The following is a 17706-nucleotide window of genomic DNA, read 5'->3' on the forward strand; positions in this document are numbered from 1 at the left end:
CTCAGCCTTTCATCACGTTGATGTCTTCCACCGCGATGGTGCCGCGGTTGCGGAAGAAGCAGACGAGGATCGCAAGGCCGATGGCCGCCTCGGCGGCAGCGACGGTCAGCACGAAAAGCGTGAAGACCTGCCCCACCAGATCGCCCAGATGCGCCGAGAAGGCCACGAGGTTGATGTTAACTGCGAGCAGCATGAGCTCGATCGACATCAGAAGGATGATCACGTTCTTCCGGTTCAGAAAAAGCCCGAAGATGCCGATGACGAACAGCACGGCCGCCACCGTCAGGTAATGTTCCAGTCCGATCATTCTCGGTCCCTCATCCGTCCTGAGCGCGGAAAATCCCGGATTTTCCGGCCTGTTTTCTTGGCGAAGAAAACGGCCAGCGCCGCTTCCCGCGTCTTGCTCCGGCCCGGGCTTGTCACCCGTGGCCGGAAAACTCGTCAATGCTCCCGCGCGATCTTCACGCCGGATATGTTTGTCAGAGCCCTTGACCGGGCTTCACGTCCTTCAGCTCCATCGAGGTCTTCGGGTCGCGGTAGATCTGCGCGAGGATGTCCTGCCGCTTGACGTCCGAGCGATGGCGCAGCGTCAGCACGATCGCCCCGATCATCGCGACGAGAAGGATGAGCCCTGCCAGCTGGAACAGCAGGAAGTACTGATCGTAAAGGATCAGACCCAGGGCCTCCGTGTTGTGACGGTCGACCGGGATGGCCTGCGCGACATTGGACGCCGCCACTTCCGAACTCTCCCAGGCACCGAAGACGATCGCGAATTGCATCAGGATCACGATCCCGATTAACAGCGCCACCGGCACGTAGCGCGCCATCTCGGCCTTGAGCGCGGCGAAGTCGATATCGAGCATCATCACCACGAACAGAAAGAGAACCGCGACCGCGCCGACGTAGACGATGATCAGCAGCATCGCCACGAATTCCGCGCCCATCAGGACGAAGAGCCCGGCCGAGCTCAGGAACGCAAGGATCAGCCAGAGCACCGAATGCACCGGGTTGCGGCTGATGACGGTAAAGAGCCCGCCCGCCAGCGTGGAAATCGCGAAGAGATAGAAGGCAAAGGCGCTCATGTGGTCTCGTCCTTTCCGTCTGCCTCCATGACTTCGCGCGCCAGGTCCATGGCACGGGTCATGGCGGGAATGCCGGCGAACATCGACATCTGCGCGATGGTCTCGGCGATCTCGTCCTTGGTCGCTCCGGCTTCACGCGCATGGCGCACATTCATCCGGAACGGGGTTTCTGCCTGCGCGCCTTGCATCGTCAGACCTGCCAAGGTCAAGAGCAGCCGCGTCTTTGCATCGAGCCCATCCTTCGACAGGCCCTTGCCGAAGGACATCTCCATGAACTCTTTCGGCATGGTCGGCCAGTACTGCTCGAACTCGCGGACGTTGAACGTCTCGAGCGCCGGATTCCAGGCTTTCGCCATCTCCTGCGCCTGCCGCATGAACAGCTCGAAAGGATTCTGGGTGTCGCTCATCTGTAGGGCGCGTCCAGCTCGAGATTGCGCGCGATCTCGGCTTCCCAGCGTTCACCGTTCTCGAGGAGCTTCTGCTTGTCGTAGTAGAGCTCTTCGCGGGTCTCCGTGGAAAACTCGAAATTCGGCCCTTCGACGATGGCATCGACCGGACAGGCCTCCTGGCAGAAACCGCAATAGATGCATTTCGTCATGTCGATGTCGTAGCGCGTGGTGCGGCGCGAACCGTCCTCGCGGGGCTCGGCGTCGATGGTGATCGCCTGGGCGGGGCAGATCGCCTCGCAGAGTTTGCAGGCGATGCAGCGCTCTTCGCCGTTGGGATAGCGGCGCAGCGCATGCTCGCCGCGGAAACGCGGGCTCAGCGGCCCTTTCTCGTGCGGATAATTGACCGTCGCCTTCGGGCCGAAGAAGTATTTCACCCCGAGTTTCAGCCCCTTCCACACATCCGAGAGAAGGAAGTAGCTGGCGGCGCGGGAATAGTCAGTCTGGGCCATGATTAACCCCCAATCGTTTGCAAGTGGCGCATCATGCGCCGACGCTCCAGCGCGCGAAGACGCCCCAGAACCATCCGAATTTCGCGGCGAAGGCCACGAAGACCACCCAGACGAGGCTGAAGGGCAGGAAGACTTTCCACCCCAGCCGCATCAGCTGGTCGTAGCGATAGCGCGGCGTGATCGCCTTCACCATCGCGAAGAGGAAGAAGAAGAAGGCCATCTTTGCGACCATCCAGAGCGGCCCATCGGGCAAGAACGGAATGGGCGACAGCCAGCCACCGAAGAACAAGAGCGAGGTCAGCGCGCACATCAGGAAGATGGCGATGTATTCCCCGGCCATGAACAGAAGGAACGGTGTCGAGGAATACTCGACCTGGTAGCCCGCCACGAGCTCCGATTCCGCCTCCGGCAGATCGAAGGGCGGGCGGTTCGTCTCGGCCAGCGCCGAGATGAAGAACAAAAAGACCATCGGCAGGTGCGGCAGCCAGTACCAGTTGAAGAAACCCAGATCGCCTTCCTGCGCGCGGACGATGTCACCGAAATTCATGGAGCCGGTCGAGAGGATCACCCCGATGATGATGAGGCCGATAGAGACCTCGTAGGAGATCATCTGCGCCGCGGAGCGCAGCGATCCGAGGAACGGGTATTTCGAGTTCGACGCCCAACCGCCCATGATGACCCCGTAGACCTCAAGCGAGGAGATCGCGAAGACATAGAGAATGGCGACGTTGATATCGGACAGAACCCACGTGTCGTTGAACGGGATCACAGCCCAGGCGACCATGGCGAGCACGAAGGACGTCAGCGGCGCGAGGATGAAGACCGTCCGGTCCGAACCCGCCGGAACCACGACCTCTTTCACCACGTATTTCAGTGCATCGGCCACCGTCTGCAGAAGGCCGAACACGCCCACGACGTTCGGGCCGCGCCGCAACTGGACGGCGGCCCAGATCTTGCGGTCGCCATAGACGAGAAACAGCAGCGAGATCATCACGAAGCTCACCACGGCAAGGCACTGGGCGACGATGATCAGGGCTGTACCGCCGGTGGACATCATGAAGTCAGACATCGGGTCCTCATACCATCGGTATTCCGTTTTCCCTGCAGGCGGCGGCGACGACTTCGGCGTCGATCGTCCTCAGCCCACGGGGGAGCGCTGGCGAAATGGTGTAAACCGCATCTGCGCGCCAGAGGCCACCCTCTTCCTCGACATTTGTGCGTAAATGCCGCGCGAATCCGTAGCCCCTGATCAATGTGTACTGCGCCACGGCGCATTCGACATAGTCTTCGAGGTCTCCGGCGTCGCGTGCGCCGCGCATTTCGACCAGGAACTGCACCAGGTCGCCGTCGAGAAGCCGCGTTTCGATTCCCTGGTACTCCGGGGTGAACGGCAACTCGTCACGGGTTTCACCAGAATCGGCGCAGGCCGCCACGAGGGCGGCCAGCGATATCAGGGCCAGGCGCAAGCCTGTCATCGGCGTCACTCCGCGGCGATCTTGGTCTCGCGACGCGCCTTGGCATTGGCGCTGAGCTCCGCCATCAGGCTCGAGGCCCGTGCGATCGGGTTGGTCAGGTAGAAATCCCGGATGGGCAGGTCGAACGCGCCCTCGCCAAGTCCGGCATCGGTCTTGTGAACCAGCCAGTCATTGCCCGGCACCGTGTCGATCTCTGCAAGATGGGGCGTGCCCTTGACCATGTCCGAGCGCAGCTCTGCGATGCTGTCGAAAGGAAGCTGCTTGCCCGCCTCGGCCGACAGCGCCCGCAGGATCGCCCAGTTCTCCTTGGCCTCGCCCGGCGCGAAACCGGCGCGGAGCGCAAGCTGCGGGCGGCCTTCGGTGTTCACGAAAAGACCCTGCTCCTCGGTGTAGGCCGCGCCCGGCAGGATCACGTCGGCACGATGCGCACCGCGATCGCCGTGGCTGCCCTGATAGATGACGAAGGGCCCCTGCTCGATGTCGATCTCGTCGGCACCGAGGTTGTAGACCACATCCGCGCCATTCATCGCAGCCGGAAGACCACCGTCCGTCACCGCGCCCAGATCGAGGGCACCGACCCGCGACGCGGCGGTGTGCAGGACCATGAACTTGGCATCCGCGCTCTCGGCAAAGGACATGAGCTCGGACAGCACAGCCTCACCGTCTTCGCCGCGAAGCGCGCCCTGACCGACGATGACCACGAGGCGCTCGCGCTCCTTCATCGCGTCCGAGACGCCACGCTCCAGCACCTTCTTGAGCGCCGCGCGGTCGGATCCGAGGTGTTCGTATTCGTAGGTCAGCTCGACCGGCTCGCCGATCAGCGCCACATCGCCGCCCGCGGCCCATGCCTTGCGGATGCGCGCGTTGAGCACCGGGGCTTCAACCGCCGGGTTCGTGCCGACGAGGAGGACCATCTCGGCGGTATCGAGATCCTCGACCGCCGCTGTGCCCACATAGGCCGAGCGGTTGCCAGCCGGCAGCTTCGCGCCATCCGTGCGGCATTCCACCGAACCGCCGAAGCTCTCTACCAGCTCTTTGAGCGCATAGGTCGCCTCGACCGGGGCAAGATCGCCCACGAGGCCGGTAAGCTTCTTGGCACCCTTGATCGCCGATGCCGCCTTTTCGAGGGCTTCGGGCCAGGTCGCCGGACGCAGCTTGCCGTTTTCGCGGATGAACGGCTTGTCGAGGCGCTGGCGCTTGAGACCATCCCAGACGAACCGCGTCTTGTCGGAGATCCATTCCTCGTTCGTGCCGTCATGATTCCGGGGCAGGAAGCGCATGACTTCGCGGCCTTTCGTGTCGACGCGGATCGAGGAGCCGAGCGCGTCCATAACGTCGATGCTCTCGGTCTTGGTCAGCTCCCACGGACGGGCGGTGAAGGCATAAGGGCGCGACACCAGCGCGCCCACAGGGCAAAGGTCGATGATGTTGCCCTGCAAGTTCGAATCCAGCGTCTCGCCCAGATACGCGGTAATCTCGGCATCCTCGCCGCGGCCGGTCTGGCCCATCGTGTTGATGCCAGCGACCTCGGTCGTGAACCGCACGCAGCGGGTGCAGGAGATGCAGCGCGTCATATGCGTCTCGACGAGCGGGCCGAGATCGAGATCGTCCACCGCGCGCTTGGGCTCGCGGTAGCGCGAGAAATCGACGCCATACGCCATCGCCTGGTCTTGCAGGTCGCATTCCCCGCCCTGGTCGCAGATCGGGCAATCGAGCGGGTGGTTGATGAGCAGGAACTCCATCACCCCCTCGCGGGCCTTCTTGACCATCGGCGAGTTGGTCCGCACGACAGGCGGCTGGCCCTCGGGTCCGGGACGCAAGTCGCGGACCTGCATCGCGCAGGAGGCGGCCGGCTTCGGCGGACCGCCCACGACCTCGACAAGGCACATCCGGCAATTACCGGCGATCGACAGCCGCTCATGGTAGCAGAAGCGCGGAATCTCCTTGCCCGCCTCTTCGCAGGCCTGGAGCAGCGTCATCGCGCCGTCCACTTCGATATCCTTGCCGTCGATATTGATCTTGCGGAGGTCTGACATCGTCTCGTCTCACCTTTCCCTGAGAAGGACGCCGATCTGGCTGCCCCTCGCTATTTCCTCGCGCCCGAAGGTGCAATAGTCGCCTGTGCTGGCCGGATCGAAACCGCGTTGGCGCAAAAGCGCCTCGCCGCGCCGGCGCATCCGGGCCTTTTCCTCGTCCGAGGTCACGTAATCCTCGATCTCTTCTGCGGTGTAGCCGAGGCTCTTGGCCCGGCTCTCGAGGCCCCGGATCCGGGACCAGGCATTGATCATGCGGGCGTCGATATTGTCACAGCGCTTGCGGATCTCGTCAGCGATGCCCACCATCAGAAGCCCGTCGTCGATCTCGCGCACCTGGTTCAGCGGCGGTTTCGACTGCGCGGCGGCCCCGGTCGCCCCAAGGACCAACGCAATCGACAGGATCAGGTTCACACTCCGCATGGTCTTTCTCCTCTTGACCGGTCGCCGCGTTAGAAAAGCGGCGCTTGCGACAAGAGATGGGGCCGTCGGGCCGGGCTATCCAATATCAGACGCGGTTTCGGCGGTCTGTCGCCGCGTCAATTGCAGTCAACTTTCCTCGATGCAGGTGCCACGCAGGACCACGCGGTCGCCGTCGCGCGGCAAAGCCTGCGGCGGAGTGCCCTCGGGCACGGTGTAGTCGATGACGGAGGTGCCGAGGAAGCGGATGCAGTGCTGCACCGCCTCGTATTGCGCGGCAGCGGCCGCGCCCTCGATCCCCTTGGAGATCGGCCCCGCGCTCGCCACGAAATTTGCGCGGTCGCGCGCCGGTGCGCTGGCATTGGCACGGTAGAACTCACCCCCGAAGGCGACGCGGTTCTCGCCGCAGGAGGCGAGCGCCATCGCCGCGCCGGCCAGGATCACGACAGACCGCATCCGCATCACCCCTTTTTCCGACACCACGCTCATTCCGCGGCCATGACGGTGGCTTCGCGGTTGGTCCGCTTATGCTTGATGCGGTCCTCGATCTCATCCCGGAAATTGCGGATGAGGCCTTGGATGGGCCACGCCGCCGCATCACCGAGCGCGCAGATCGTGTGACCCTCGACCTGCTTGGTCACGTCGAGCAGCATGTCGATCTCGTCGACTTCCGCCTCGCCTTTCACCAGCCGATCCATGACGCGCATCATCCAGCCGGTGCCCTCGCGGCACGGCGTGCACTGTCCGCAGCTTTCATGCTTGTAGAATTTTGACAGCCGCCAGATCGCCTTGATGATGTCGGTGTCCTTGTCCATCACGATCACCGCCGCGGTGCCGAGACCCGATTGCAGCTCGGAGCGGAGATAGTCGAAATCCATCACCGCATCCTTCATTTTCTCGCCGCGCACGCAGGGCACGGAAGAGCCGCCCGGAATAACCGCCTTGAGGTTGTCCCAGCCGCCGCGGATGCCGCCGCAATGCGTCTCGATCAGTTCCTCGAACGAGATCGACATGCTCTCTTCGACGACGCATGGGTTGTTGACGTGGCCGGAGACCGCGAAAAGCTTGGTGCCTGCGTTGTTCGGACGACCGAAAGACGAGAACCAGCTCGCCCCGCGCCGCAGGATCGTCGGCACGACCGCGATGCTTTCGACGTTGTTCACAGTGGTCGGGCAGCCATACAGACCCGCGCCCGCCGGGAACGGCGGCTTCATGCGCGGCATGCCCTTCTTGCCCTCGAGGCTTTCGATCAGCGCCGTTTCCTCGCCGCAGATATAGGCCCCTGCCCCGTGCGTGAGGTAGATGTCGAAATCCCAGCCCGAACCCGCTGCGTTCTTGCCGACGAGACCCGCATCATAGGCTTCGTTGATCGCACGCTGCAGCGCTTCCTTCTCGCGGATGTATTCGCCGCGGATATAGATGTAGCAGGCATGGGCCTGCATCGCGAAAGAGGCGATCAGGCAGCCTTCGATCAGCGTGTGCGGATCGTGGCGCATGATTTCCCGGTCCTTGCAGGTGCCCGGCTCGGATTCGTCGGCATTGACCACGAGATATGCCGGACGTCCGTCGCTTTCCTTCGGCATGAAAGACCACTTGAGGCCGGTCGGGAAGCCCGCGCCGCCGCGCCCGCGCAGACCCGATTCCTTCATTTCCGAGACGATCCAGTCGCGCCCCTTCTTGATGATGTCGCCGGTCCCGTCCCAGTGGCCGCGCGCCTGCGCGCCTTTCAGCGAACGGTCGTGCATCCCGTAAAGGTTCGTGAAGATCCGGTCCTGGTCTTGCAGCATCGTTCAGTCCTTATCCTTCTGGCGGTCCCGCCAGAGCCCGTAGAGCATAAATATCGCGTATCCGAACGCGGCCAACGCGACGAGATCGCACAGCGCGCGAGTGCGCTGATCCCAGCCGAGATAGGCACCGAGCGCGGTTGCGGCGATCCAGAAGAGGCCGGTTCCGGCGATCAGGAGGGCAATCGCCCGTCCGCGCCGCGCCTGGCTGTCATCCTGCATCGCCGCCCCGCTTGACCTCAGTAGACGTCGCCCTTGTCGACGCGCTTGGAGAACTCCGTCTCACCGCCCGACGCAAGGACTTTCGCCTGTTCGACCCAGTTGTCCCGGGTGACCCGACCTCTGAAACCGGTGAGGTTCTGGTTCACCCAGTTCACCTCGTCATCGCTCCAGCCCGCGATCTGGTCGAAATGATAGAAGCCGAGCTCGTTCAGAACCTTCTCGAGCTTCGGCCCGACACCCTTGATTTCCTTCAGGTTATCGGCGCTGCCGCCCCGTGGGCCGTCAAGCGCTTCGGGCTTTTTCTGCGGCGCGTCGGGATCGAGGCTCGCGGCTGTGCGCGCCTCGGCATCCGCGCCGGCACTCGCGCCCGTGGCTATCGCCTGCCCGCCAGACGCAGCGGTCGGCTTCTTGGTGTCCTCGTCGGCGCCGTATTTCCAGTTGCCCTTGCGATCGGAGAGCTCCTTCTGGCCCGGCAGATCCTTCGAAGGCTTTACCTTCACCCCGGCCTCGGCATCGGCGCTTGCGGGCGCGGCATGCACGTCAGGCTGCGAGGCCGCGGCCTTTGCTCCGACGGCAGAAGCGGGTGCAGCCGGCTGATCGTTGCCCGAGGCGCCCCCTGCGGAGGACGATGCCCCTGCGCTTCCGGGCGCGACACCCGCGGTGCCCGGCGTCTTCGGGCCGTTCGCGCTGCCGAGCTTGACTTCACCTGGCCGTGTCAGCGGTGTGCAGAACATCCAGCTGAACAGGAAGCCCAATACGATGAACGCTACGCCTGCGAGGAAAATCGATCCGATCCATCCCGTGCTGCCGACGACCAGCAGCATCAGAAATGTGATGAACCCGACGCCGGCGGCAAGCCCCCAGCACCCCGTTTGGCAAGAGATGCCGTTGCTCTGTCCACTCATTCTCTCACTCCCTCTCGCGTGTTTTTAGTCAGTGTGTCCCGTCGTACACCTGTTTTAACACGCGAATCTATCTACGTCTCGTCATCCGACGTCAGAGCTTTCGCCTGCGAGACCCAATCATCACGGCTGACCCGGCCTTTGAAGCCCTCGAGATGGTGGTCGACCCATGCAACCTCCGCCTCGGTCCAGCCGGCGATCTGGTCGAAGTGATAAAATCCGAGCGAGTTCAGCATCTTCTCGAGCTTCGGTCCGACACCCTTGATCTTCTTGAGATCGTCGGCGCCGCCACCGCGAGGACCGGACAGCTGTTCGGGCTTTTCGCCGATGTCTTCCTCGGCCTCTTCCGCCGCCTGTGCCGGCTCGTAGCTCTTGGGGTGCGCCTTGCCCCCTGCAACCGCTTCGCGCTTGTCAACACCGGTCTCGTCGATCGGGTGATCCGGCGCTTTTTCGACGCCGCGGGACGGCTCCGCCTCCCCGACCTCTTGGCTGAAATCGTGCCAGGGCGCTTCAAGCTCGACTTCACTTCCGTCGATCCGCTTGATCGTGTCGCCGATAGTGGTGGCCAGTTCAACCGATGCATTTTCGGGATGCCGGTCGGCCTCGTAGTCCTTGAGCGAGGTCAAACCCATCGCGGGCTCGGAGGCGTAGCGGCCGTTTTGCGGACCCGGTGTCGGCACCTTGCCGGCGAGGATCTCGTCCAGGATCTCCCCCAGACGTTCGGCGGTCAGATCCTCGTAATAATCCTTGCCGATCTGCGCCATCGGCGCGTTCGCGCAGGCGCCGAGGCACTCGACCTCCTCCCAGGAGAGCTTGCCGTCCGGAGAGGTTTCGAAGGGTTTCTGGGCAATCTTTTCCTTGCAGACCGCCACAAGATCTTCGGCGCCGCAGATCATGCACGAGGTCGTGCCGCAGATCTGGATATGCGCGACAGAGCCGACGGGCTGGAGCTGGAACATGAAGTAGAAGGTCGCGACCTCGAGCGCGCGCATATACGCCATATCGAGCATCTCGGCGATATGCTCGATCGCGGGGCGCGAGAGCCAGCCTTCCTGTTCCTGGGCCCGCCAGAGAAGCGGAATGATCGCCGAAGCCTGACGGCCCTTCGGGAACTTCGTGATCTGCGTCCGCGCCCATGCGAGGTTGTCGGGCGTGAAGGCGAAGCTCTCGGGTTGCTCTTTATGCAGTCGTCTCAGCATGGCGTTCTTTCCGTTGCGCACTCGGCGCGCATGTCAGTCTCTGGCTCAGGCCGTCTCTTCGTCCGCAGGTTCGGCGGCGGGCTCGGCCGGCGCGCAGCTGCCCGTCACGAGGCGCATTCCGCCATTCGACAGGCGCACGGCCGCATCCGTTTCAACGCGGAAGGAAGCCATTTCCTGCGTCTGGGGGCGCGACAGGCCGGTCTGGATCTCGACCGCCTGGTAATCGCCCTCATCAACAAGATCGCAGCCGATCGAGGCAACAGCCCTGTCGAAGCTCGCGACATCGGCTTCGTCGGTGCCTTCGGGCGGCATCGCACAACCCGCGACCAGACCCAGCCCCAAAAGGCTCACAAAAATTCGGCGCATCCCCCGCACTCCTGTTTTTATTGGCGGACCGCTTCGCTCAGCGGTCCACTTCCCCGAACACGATATCCATCGAGCCCAGAATGGCGGCCACATCGGCCAGCTGGTGGCCCTTGGCCATGAAATCCATCGCCTGAAGGTGGGCGTAGCCGGGCGCACGGATCTTGGCCCGGTACGGCCGGTTCGTGCCATCCGCCACCAGGTAGACGCCAAACTCGCCCTTCGGAGCCTCGACGCAGGCATACACCTCGCCTTCGGGCACGTGGAACCCTTCGGTATAGAGTTTGAAGTGATGGATGAGCGCCTCCATCGAGGTTTTCATCTCGCTCCGCTTCGGCGGTGTGACCTTGCCGCGCGCAAGGATGTCGCCCTTGTTCTCGGGCATCCGAAGCTTCTCGATGGCTTGCAGCATGATGTGGATCGACTGGCGCATCTCTTCCATGCGGACGAGATAGCGATCGTAGCAATCGCCGTTCTTGCCCACGGGAATGCGGAACTCGAACTCGTCGTAGCATTCATACGGCTGCGCCCGCCGCAGATCCCACGCCATGCCAGAGCCGCGCACCATGACGCCGGAGAAGCCCCATTCCTGCGCGTCGGCTTGCGTGATGACGCCGATATCGACGTTACGCTGCTTGAAGATGCGGTTCTCGGTCAGAAGCCCGTCGATATCGTCGAGCACCTTCGGGAACTCGCGGCACCATTCCTCCATATCCGCCAGGAGCTCGTCCGGCAGATCCTGGTGCACGCCGCCGGGACGGAAATAGCTCGCATGCAGGCGGGCCCCCGAGGCACGCTCGTAGAAGACCATGAGCTTCTCACGCTCCTCGAAGCCCCAGAGCGGCGGCGTGAGCGCGCCGACGTCCATCGCCTGCGTGGTGACGTTGAGAAGGTGGTTCAGGATCCGGCCGACTTCGCAGAAAAGCACCCGGATCAGCTGCGCGCGACGCGGCACCGGCGTGTCGGTCAGTTTCTCGATGGCGAGGCACCAGCCGTGCTCCTGGTTCATCGTGCCGACATAGTCGAGACGATCGAAATAAGGCAGGTTCTGCAGGTAGGTGCGGCTCTCCATCAGCTTCTCGGTGCCGCGATGGAGGAGGCCGATATGCGGATCGCACCGCTCCACGATCTCGCCGTCAAGCTCGAGCACGAGACGAAGCACGCCATGCGCCGCCGGGTGCTGCGGCCCGAAGTTGATATTGAAGTTGCGGATCCGCTGTTCCTGCGTCTGCGCGTCGTCGAACTGATTGGTGCCGTCCATCATTTCGCGCCCTCCTCGGCCTTCTCGTCGCCCGGCAGCACGTATTCCGCGCCTTCCCAGGGGCTCATGAAGTCGAACTGGCGATATTCCTGCACAAGGCTCACGGGCTCGTAAATCACCCGCTTCTGCTCTTCGTCGTAGCGCACCTCGACATAGCCGGTCGTCGGGAAATCCTTGCGCAAGGGATGCCCGCGGAAGCCGTAATCGGTGAGGATGCGGCGCAGGTCCGGGTGACCGGAGAACAGGAGGCCGAACATGTCGAACACCTCGCGCTCGAACCAGTCGGCGGACGGATGCACGGAGGTGATCGAGGGGACGATGTCCTCCTCGCGCGCCGCGACCTTGAGACGGATACGGTGGTTCTGGTGCATCGAGAGGAAGTGGTAGACCACGTCGAACCGCTTTGCGCGCTGCGGGTAATCCACTGCCGTGATGTCGATCAGGGTCGTGAACCGGCAGGTCGGCTCGTCACGCAACCACTCCACGAGACCGCGGATGTTGGCGGGCGCGACCTGCATGGTCAGCTCGCCCTGCGTGACCTCCCAGGTGACGATGCATTCGGGGCGCTTGGCCTCGATGTAACCGCCGAGTTCCTGCATTTCGCTGCTCATGAGCGGGTCTCCTTCAGCGCGTCAGCGTGCCGGTGCGCCGGATCTTCCGTTGCAGGGCCATGACCCCGTAAACGAGCGCCTCGGCGGTCGGCGGGCAGCCGGGCACGTAGATGTCCACCGGCACGACGCGGTCGCAGCCGCGCACGACGCTGTAGCTGTAATGGTAATAGCCGCCGCCATTGGCGCACGATCCCATCGAGATCACGTAGCGCGGCTCCGGCATCTGGTCGTAGACCTTACGCAGCGCGGGGGCCATCTTGTTCGTCAGCGTGCCCGCGACGATCATCAGGTCCGACTGGCGCGGGCTGGCGCGCGGCGCGACCCCGAAGCGCTCGAGATCGTAGCGCGGCATCGAGGAATGCATCATCTCGACCGCGCAGCACGCGAGCCCGAACGTCATCCAGTGCAGCGAGCCGGTGCGCGCCCAGTTGATGATGTCCTCGGTCGAGGTCAGCAGGAAGCCCTTGTCGGTGAGTTCCCGGTTGAGGTTCTGCGTGGCCACCTCGCGGTCGGGACCGGCGGTGTTCGCGCCTGTCATCACTCCCATTCGAGTGCCCCTTTCTTCCATTCATAGGCAAAGCCGATGGTCAGAACTCCGAGAAAGACCATCATCGACCAGAAACCGACCATCGAGACATCCTGGAACGCGACGGCCCAGGGAAACAGGAAGGCGATTTCAAGATCGAAGATGATGAACAGGATCGAGACCAGGTAGAAGCGCACGTCGAACTTCATCCGCGCGTCATCGAAAGCGTTGAACCCGCATTCATAGGCCGACACCTTCTCGGGGTCGGGATTGCGGACCGCCAGCACGACAGCGGCGAGGATGAGCACGAGGCCAAGCCCGATGGCAATGGCCAGGAACACGAGAATCGGGAGGTATTCCCTCAGCATCTCTTCCACGGAGATCTTTCCTTTCCCTGTTTCTGCGCGCCGCGATCATGACAGATCAACGGGCGCACGTCATCCGGTAGCGGAGTTGGCTAGGGCTCATCTATCCCTCGCCCTTCTGGGGGTCAACGGCCCGGGTGCCCCTTACGGTCCATAGAGAGCGCCTTTTCCGGCCTCTGCGCGAAGAGGACGCAGGATCGGTCGCGCGTCATTCGGCCCAGCGCGGCTTTCGCTTGTCGAAAAAGGCCGTGAGCCCCTCGCTCGCCTCCTCGGTCTCCCAACGGGTGGCGAGCGCATCGATCGCCATGTCGACATCGTCCTGCGTCACGCGGCCTGCAAGAGCGTTGAGAAGAGCCTTGGCCTCCGCGACGGCGCCCGGCGCGCAGGTCAGGTAGGGCGCGATCTCGTCCTCGACGGCAGCGTCCAGTGCCTCCTCGTCCGCCGCGACCCTCGCCAGGAGGTTCAGCCGAACTGCCTCCTCAGCCTCGAAGATGCGCGCGTTCATGAAGACCTCGCGCGCCCGCGCCCCGCCCATCCGAGCGATCACGTAAGGCCCGATATTGGCGGGAAGCAGCCCCAGCCGCACCTCGGTGAAGCCCATCTTCACGCCGGCAACGCCGATCGCCACGTCGCACACCGAGATGAGCCCGACCCCTCCGCCGAACGCATTGCCGTGAACGCGTCCGATCAGGGGCTGTGGCAACGCGGCCAGTGCGCCCAAAGCCTCCGCGATCCGGCGGCTTTCACGCTTGCGGGTTTCTGCGTCCATCTCGCGCTGCTCGCGCATCCAGGCCAGATCACCCCCGGCCGAGAAGGTCTTGCCCTCCGCGGCCAGCACGACGACACGCACCTCGGTGTCACGCGCCAGCGCCTCGGCCACGTCCACGAGCTCGGTCATCATCTGCGCCGAAAGCGCGTTGTGCTTGTCCGCCCGCGCAAGCCAGAGCGTCGCCACGCCGCGCGCATCCGTTTCGGTCCGTATCAGATCAGCCATGCTGCGCCCCTTCTGCCCTCAGCGATTGCGCGATGACCTCGGCCTCCTCAAGTACGGCCATGTCGAGCCCGGTCTCGTAGCCAAGCGCTTTTAGCCGCGCCGCGACCTTGCCAGTCGCCACATTGCCCTTCGCGCCGGGCGCATAGGGACAGCCGCCAAGCCCGCCGATCGCCGTGTCGAAGACCCGAAGCCCCCGTCCGAGCGCAACCTCGATATTCTCAAGAGCCCGTCCCGAGGTGTCGTGAAAATGCCCCGCAAGCTTCGGCGCGGGCATCTCCTCCAGCACCGCGCTCAGCATCGCGTCCACCGCCTCGGGTGTCCCCTGCCCGATCGTATCCCCTAGGCTGACCTCGTAGACGCCCATATCCCGAAGCGCCGCGACAACCCGCGCGGTCTCGCTCGGCGCGACCGGCCCGTCATATGGGCATTCGACGACGCAGGAGACATAGCCTCTGACTGGCAAGCTGGCCGCGCGCGCGGCCTCGGCCACGGGCGCGAACCGCTTGAGGCTCTCTGCGATGCTTGCGTTGATATTGGCCTTGGAAAACCCCTCCGAGGCCGAGCCAAATATCGCGACCTCGTCTGCTCCCGCCTCGAGCGCCGCCTCGAGGCCCCGCATGTTCGGCGTCAGCGCCGCGTAAGAGATGCCCGGAGCCCGCGTGATTCCGGCCAGCACCTCCCCGGAATTTGCCATCTGCGGTACCCATTTCGGGCTCACGAAAGAGGCCACCTCGATCCGCCGGAACCCCGCGCGGCTGAGGCAATCTATCAGTCGCACCTTGCCCGCGACCGAGATCTCACCCGGCTCGTTCTGAAGCCCGTCGCGCGGCCCCACCTCGAAAAGCTCGACCGGCCCGCTCATGTCTCTTCTCCAGGCAAGGGATAGAAGTCGCGGTCATAGAGATCCTGCTCCCCGTCGCGTGCCTTCGCGGCGATGTATGCCGGGCGCGCCTTGAGCCGCTCCCAATAGTCCATCAGCGTCGGAAACTCCTCCATCCGCACGTAATAGCGCGCAAGCTCGAACCCGTAGGAGAGCATGATATCAGCCGCAGAAAAGCCGCTCGGAAGAACATAATCGCCCGATAACAGCGCCTCGGCCCCTCGCAGCGCGCCGCGCAGACGCGCGGTCAGAAGCTTGATGACCACGGGCGAGGCATCCTCGGGATTACGCAGGAAAACGCGGTTGAGGTTCAGATTCTCGACAAGACAGCCGATCGTCTCTGAATACGCCAGCGTCTCGAGATACCGCGCGCGCCCGTCCTCGCCGGGTGCCGGTTGCAAGCGCGGCTCGGGATGGCGCTCGCACAGGATCTGCAGGATCGCGCCGCTCTCGACCATCGTCTCGCCATGGTAGTCGAGCGCAGGCACACGTCCCGCGGGAGAGAGCGCCAGAAAGTCGGGGCTCCGCATGGAGCCGTCGCGGATCGAGTAATAGGCCACCTCGTATTCGAGACCGAGTTCCTCCATCAGCCACATGACCCGGAAGGACCGCCCGAGCGGCACATGGTGCAGCCGGATCATGCCTCGTCCTCGGGCTCGAGCCGCAGAAGCGCCGCGCCTGCCTCGACCTGGTCGCCTTCCGCGACCAGAACCTCCGCCACGCGTCCGCTGCGCCCGGCCTTAAGCCCATGTTCCATCTTCATCGCCTCGAGCACGGCAAGGCGCGCGCCCGCCTCTACCGCGTCGCCTGCGCTGACAAGGATCTGGGCGACACGGCCCGGCATCGGTGCCTCGATCGCGTCGCTCGAATGCGCCGCCGCTGCGCGTGCCAGGGGATCGACGATATCGAAGCCCTGCCCGTGATGGGCGAAGACGGTGATGCGCCCGCCATGCCGCACCGCACCGCAGGCGGGCATCCCGTCAAAGCGCCAATGTCCTGCCTCGCGCTCGGCAAGAACGGTATCGCCCGGCAACCGAAACTCGATCCGGTCGGGCCCGAGCACGGCCAGCCGCACCACGAGTTCCTCGCCGCCCCGGACCAGCACGACGCGCTGCATGAGCGGCTGCCAGAGCGAGAACCCCTGGTGCGCCGCCGCCGGTCCGTCGAGGCCGAGCGCGGTCAGCGCCGCCTCGGCGACGACGTGCGGCGCCGTTTCCGGCTCCGTCGTCAACGTCTCGAGGTCGCGGCCGATGAGCCCGGTATCGACATCACCCGCGGCGAATCCCGGATGCCGCGTCAGCGCGCCAAGAAAGGCAAGGTTGGTCACCGTTCCGGCAACCTCGGCCTCTTCGAGCGCGCGGCTCATTCGCGCCAGGGCGATCTCGCGCGTCGCCCCGTGGGTGACGAGCTTCGCGATCATCGGATCGTAATGCGGGCTGATCGTGTCGCCCGCGCGCACGCCGGTATCCGCCCTCACTCCTTCAGGAAAGCGCAGGTGATCGAGCCGCCCCGTTGCCGGCAAGAATCCCTTGGGCACGTCCTCGGCGTAAAGCCGCGCCTCAAAAGCATGGCCCACGAGCGGGATCTCCTCCTGCAAAAGCGGCAGATCCTCCCCGGCGGCCACGCGTAGCTGCCATTCCACGAGGTCGATCCCCGTCACCGCCTCGGTCACCGGATGCTCGACCTGGAGGCGTGTGTTCATCTCCATGAAGAAGAAGCCGTCGGGCGAAAGCCCACCCTCTCCGTCCACGATGAACTCGACCGTGCCCGCGCCCTTGTAGCCGATGGCCTCGGCGGCCCGGACCGCTGCCTCTCCCATCGCGGCGCGCATCTCGGGGGTCATGCCGGGCGCTGGCGCTTCCTCGATCACCTTCTGGTGCCGCCGCTGAAGCGAGCAGTCGCGCTCGTAAAGATGCACCGCCCGCGTCCCGTCGCCGAAGACCTGCACCTCGATATGCCGTGGCTTGGTGACGAATTTCTCCACGAGCACGGCCTCGTTGCCGAAAGCGCCCCTCGCCTCCGCGCGTGCAGAGGCCAGCGCTTCGGCAAAATCCGCCTCCTCCTCGACGAGCCGCATGCCCTTGCCGCCGCCGCCCGCGACCGCCTTGATGAGCACCGGATACCCTATCCGCCCGGCCGCCTTCGCCAGATGCGCGTCGCTCTGCTCTGCGCCATGATAGCCAGGCACGACCGGAACGCCGGCCTCTTCCATAAGAGCCTTGGCGGCATCCTTGAGTCCCATCGCCCGGATCGCCTTCGTGGACGGGCCGATGAAGACGAGCCCCGCCGCTTCGACCGCTTCCACGAAATCGGGGTTTTCCGACAGAAAGCCGTAGCCCGGATGGATCGCCTCCGCCCCGCGCTCGAGCGCCGCCTCGATGATCGCCTCGCCACGCAGGTAGCTCTCCGCAGGCGCAGGCCCGCCGATATGCGCGGCCTCGTCCGCCAGGGCGACGTGCCGGGCGGTGCGGTCCGCGTCGGAATAGACGGCGATCGTGCGGACACCCAAGGATCGCGCCGTCTCCATCACCCGGCAGGCGATCTCGCCCCTGTTGGCGATCAGGATCTTCTCAAACATCGCCGCTCCTTGCATCGCTCGTCATGCGCGCTCTACCCCCTCCTTGGGTTGGCCCAAATACCGCGGGGAGCGCGAGGGGCTGGCCCCTCGCTCCCGCGCTATCCGCCGGAACC

Annotated in this window: 22 protein-coding genes; all 22 read right to left on the reverse strand. The window is 64.4% G+C overall.

Annotated elements, in window-relative coordinates:
* Window position 1: 1 nt before the first annotated feature.
* The 22 genes from nuoK to BM171_RS03775 all read right to left on the reverse strand — a co-directional run bounded on the left by nuoK (window position 2) and on the right by BM171_RS03775 (window position 17593).
* Window positions 2-307, reverse strand: a complete 306-nt coding sequence (nuoK, locus tag BM171_RS03670) for an NADH-quinone oxidoreductase subunit NuoK (RefSeq protein WP_048532290.1) — start codon at window positions 305-307, stop codon at window positions 2-4.
* A 172-nt stretch (window positions 308-479) separates the two neighbouring features.
* Window positions 480-1082: an NADH-quinone oxidoreductase subunit J gene (locus BM171_RS03675; protein ID WP_093009472.1), complete on the reverse strand. Its 603-nt coding sequence runs from the start codon at window positions 1080-1082 to the stop codon at window positions 480-482.
* Window positions 1079-1489 carry a carboxymuconolactone decarboxylase family protein gene (locus BM171_RS03680; RefSeq protein WP_093009473.1) on the reverse strand — a complete coding sequence of 137 codons (411 nt, stop codon included), beginning with the start codon at window positions 1487-1489 and terminating at the stop codon, window positions 1079-1081. Before BM171_RS03680 ends, BM171_RS03675 begins: the two co-directional genes overlap by 4 nt.
* Window positions 1486-1980: an NADH-quinone oxidoreductase subunit NuoI gene (gene nuoI, locus BM171_RS03685; RefSeq protein WP_093009474.1), complete on the reverse strand. Its 495-nt coding sequence runs from the start codon at window positions 1978-1980 to the stop codon at window positions 1486-1488. The genes BM171_RS03680 and nuoI overlap by 4 nt, the downstream gene beginning before the upstream one ends.
* A 31-nt stretch (window positions 1981-2011) precedes the next feature.
* A complete protein-coding gene (gene nuoH, locus BM171_RS03690; RefSeq protein WP_093009475.1) occupies window positions 2012-3049 on the reverse strand; it encodes an NADH-quinone oxidoreductase subunit NuoH in 1038 nt (345 codons plus the stop codon).
* Window positions 3050-3056: 7 nt separating this feature from the next.
* On the reverse strand, window positions 3057-3455 hold the full coding sequence (locus tag BM171_RS03695) for a hypothetical protein (protein ID WP_172975014.1): 399 nt from the start codon (window positions 3453-3455) through the stop codon (window positions 3057-3059).
* A 5-nt stretch (window positions 3456-3460) separates the two neighbouring features.
* A complete protein-coding gene (gene nuoG / locus BM171_RS03700; protein WP_093009476.1) occupies window positions 3461-5491 on the reverse strand; it encodes an NADH-quinone oxidoreductase subunit NuoG in 2031 nt (676 codons plus the stop codon).
* A 9-nt stretch (window positions 5492-5500) separates the two neighbouring features.
* Complete coding sequence (locus BM171_RS03705; RefSeq protein ID WP_093009477.1) at window positions 5501-5911, reverse strand: DUF5333 domain-containing protein; 411 nt, start codon at window positions 5909-5911, stop codon at window positions 5501-5503.
* 126 nt (window positions 5912-6037) lie between these two features.
* Window positions 6038-6397 (reverse strand): hypothetical protein, encoded by a 360-nt coding sequence (locus BM171_RS03710; protein ID WP_093009478.1) that lies wholly within the window; start codon window positions 6395-6397, stop codon window positions 6038-6040.
* Entirely contained in the window at window positions 6394-7695 is a 1302-nt protein-coding gene (gene nuoF / locus BM171_RS03715) for an NADH-quinone oxidoreductase subunit NuoF (RefSeq protein ID WP_093009479.1), read from the reverse strand. Before nuoF ends, BM171_RS03710 begins: the two co-directional genes overlap by 4 nt.
* Window positions 7696-7698: 3 nt before the next feature.
* Window positions 7699-7914, reverse strand: a complete 216-nt coding sequence (locus tag BM171_RS03720) for a DUF5337 domain-containing protein (RefSeq protein WP_093009480.1) — start codon at window positions 7912-7914, stop codon at window positions 7699-7701.
* Between the two features lie 17 nt (window positions 7915-7931).
* On the reverse strand, window positions 7932-8819 hold the full coding sequence (locus BM171_RS03725; RefSeq protein WP_093009481.1) for an NADH-quinone oxidoreductase subunit E: 888 nt from the start codon (window positions 8817-8819) through the stop codon (window positions 7932-7934).
* Window positions 8820-8890: 71 nt separating this feature from the next.
* Window positions 8891-10015: an NADH-quinone oxidoreductase subunit E gene (locus BM171_RS03730; protein WP_093009482.1), complete on the reverse strand. Its 1125-nt coding sequence runs from the start codon at window positions 10013-10015 to the stop codon at window positions 8891-8893.
* Window positions 10016-10060: 45 nt separating this feature from the next.
* Window positions 10061-10381 carry a hypothetical protein gene (locus BM171_RS03735; protein ID WP_093009483.1) on the reverse strand — a complete coding sequence of 107 codons (321 nt, stop codon included), beginning with the start codon at window positions 10379-10381 and terminating at the stop codon, window positions 10061-10063.
* Between the two features lie 37 nt (window positions 10382-10418).
* Entirely contained in the window at window positions 10419-11639 is a 1221-nt protein-coding gene (locus tag BM171_RS03740; protein ID WP_093009722.1) for an NADH-quinone oxidoreductase subunit D, read from the reverse strand.
* A complete protein-coding gene (locus BM171_RS03745; protein ID WP_093009484.1) occupies window positions 11639-12250 on the reverse strand; it encodes an NADH-quinone oxidoreductase subunit C in 612 nt (203 codons plus the stop codon). The genes BM171_RS03740 and BM171_RS03745 overlap by 1 nt, the downstream gene beginning before the upstream one ends.
* A 13-nt stretch (window positions 12251-12263) precedes the next feature.
* Window positions 12264-12797 (reverse strand): NuoB/complex I 20 kDa subunit family protein, encoded by a 534-nt coding sequence (locus BM171_RS03750; RefSeq protein ID WP_172975015.1) that lies wholly within the window; start codon window positions 12795-12797, stop codon window positions 12264-12266.
* On the reverse strand, window positions 12788-13153 hold the full coding sequence (locus tag BM171_RS03755; RefSeq protein WP_093009485.1) for an NADH-quinone oxidoreductase subunit A: 366 nt from the start codon (window positions 13151-13153) through the stop codon (window positions 12788-12790). The genes BM171_RS03750 and BM171_RS03755 overlap by 10 nt, the downstream gene beginning before the upstream one ends.
* A 196-nt stretch (window positions 13154-13349) precedes the next feature.
* Window positions 13350-14135, reverse strand: coding sequence for a crotonase/enoyl-CoA hydratase family protein (locus tag BM171_RS03760; RefSeq protein ID WP_093009486.1), 786 nt, complete (start codon window positions 14133-14135; stop codon window positions 13350-13352).
* A complete protein-coding gene (locus BM171_RS03765) occupies window positions 14128-14997 on the reverse strand; it encodes a hydroxymethylglutaryl-CoA lyase (RefSeq protein WP_093009487.1) in 870 nt (289 codons plus the stop codon). Before BM171_RS03765 ends, BM171_RS03760 begins: the two co-directional genes overlap by 8 nt.
* Window positions 14994-15656, reverse strand: a complete 663-nt coding sequence (locus BM171_RS03770; RefSeq protein ID WP_093009488.1) for a glutathione S-transferase family protein — start codon at window positions 15654-15656, stop codon at window positions 14994-14996. The genes BM171_RS03765 and BM171_RS03770 overlap by 4 nt, the downstream gene beginning before the upstream one ends.
* Window positions 15653-17593 carry an acetyl/propionyl/methylcrotonyl-CoA carboxylase subunit alpha gene (locus BM171_RS03775; RefSeq protein WP_093009489.1) on the reverse strand — a complete coding sequence of 647 codons (1941 nt, stop codon included), beginning with the start codon at window positions 17591-17593 and terminating at the stop codon, window positions 15653-15655. The genes BM171_RS03770 and BM171_RS03775 overlap by 4 nt, the downstream gene beginning before the upstream one ends.
* Window positions 17594-17706 lie beyond the last annotated feature (113 nt).

Origin of the sequence: Roseivivax halotolerans, from assembly GCF_900115815.1 — a bacterium.
Taxonomy (GTDB): Bacteria; Pseudomonadota; Alphaproteobacteria; order Rhodobacterales; family Rhodobacteraceae; genus Roseivivax; species Roseivivax halotolerans.

Coding starts and splice junctions, on each gene's coding strand:
- nuoK (WP_048532290.1), bottom strand. CDS start 307: ATGATCGGACTGGAACATTACCTGACGGTGGCGGCCGTGCTGTTCGTC.
- BM171_RS03675 (WP_093009472.1), bottom strand. CDS start 1,082: ATGAGCGCCTTTGCCTTCTATCTCTTCGCGATTTCCACGCTGGCGGGC.
- BM171_RS03680 (WP_093009473.1), bottom strand. CDS start 1,489: ATGAGCGACACCCAGAATCCTTTCGAGCTGTTCATGCGGCAGGCGCAG.
- nuoI (WP_093009474.1), bottom strand. CDS start 1,980: ATGGCCCAGACTGACTATTCCCGCGCCGCCAGCTACTTCCTTCTCTCG.
- nuoH (WP_093009475.1), bottom strand. CDS start 3,049: ATGTCTGACTTCATGATGTCCACCGGCGGTACAGCCCTGATCATCGTC.
- BM171_RS03695 (WP_172975014.1), bottom strand. CDS start 3,455: ATGACAGGCTTGCGCCTGGCCCTGATATCGCTGGCCGCCCTCGTGGCG.
- nuoG (WP_093009476.1), bottom strand. CDS start 5,491: ATGTCAGACCTCCGCAAGATCAATATCGACGGCAAGGATATCGAAGTG.
- BM171_RS03705 (WP_093009477.1), bottom strand. CDS start 5,911: ATGCGGAGTGTGAACCTGATCCTGTCGATTGCGTTGGTCCTTGGGGCG.
- BM171_RS03710 (WP_093009478.1), bottom strand. CDS start 6,397: ATGAGCGTGGTGTCGGAAAAAGGGGTGATGCGGATGCGGTCTGTCGTG.
- nuoF (WP_093009479.1), bottom strand. CDS start 7,695: ATGCTGCAAGACCAGGACCGGATCTTCACGAACCTTTACGGGATGCAC.
- BM171_RS03720 (WP_093009480.1), bottom strand. CDS start 7,914: ATGCAGGATGACAGCCAGGCGCGGCGCGGACGGGCGATTGCCCTCCTG.
- BM171_RS03725 (WP_093009481.1), bottom strand. CDS start 8,819: ATGAGTGGACAGAGCAACGGCATCTCTTGCCAAACGGGGTGCTGGGGG.
- BM171_RS03730 (WP_093009482.1), bottom strand. CDS start 10,015: ATGCTGAGACGACTGCATAAAGAGCAACCCGAGAGCTTCGCCTTCACG.
- BM171_RS03735 (WP_093009483.1), bottom strand. CDS start 10,381: ATGCGCCGAATTTTTGTGAGCCTTTTGGGGCTGGGTCTGGTCGCGGGT.
- BM171_RS03740 (WP_093009722.1), bottom strand. CDS start 11,639: ATGGACGGCACCAATCAGTTCGACGACGCGCAGACGCAGGAACAGCGG.
- BM171_RS03745 (WP_093009484.1), bottom strand. CDS start 12,250: ATGAGCAGCGAAATGCAGGAACTCGGCGGTTACATCGAGGCCAAGCGC.
- BM171_RS03750 (WP_172975015.1), bottom strand. CDS start 12,797: ATGGGAGTGATGACAGGCGCGAACACCGCCGGTCCCGACCGCGAGGTG.
- BM171_RS03760 (WP_093009486.1), bottom strand. CDS start 14,135: ATGGCTGATCTGATACGGACCGAAACGGATGCGCGCGGCGTGGCGACG.
- BM171_RS03765 (WP_093009487.1), bottom strand. CDS start 14,997: ATGAGCGGGCCGGTCGAGCTTTTCGAGGTGGGGCCGCGCGACGGGCTT.
- BM171_RS03770 (WP_093009488.1), bottom strand. CDS start 15,656: ATGATCCGGCTGCACCATGTGCCGCTCGGGCGGTCCTTCCGGGTCATG.
- BM171_RS03775 (WP_093009489.1), bottom strand. CDS start 17,593: ATGTTTGAGAAGATCCTGATCGCCAACAGGGGCGAGATCGCCTGCCGG.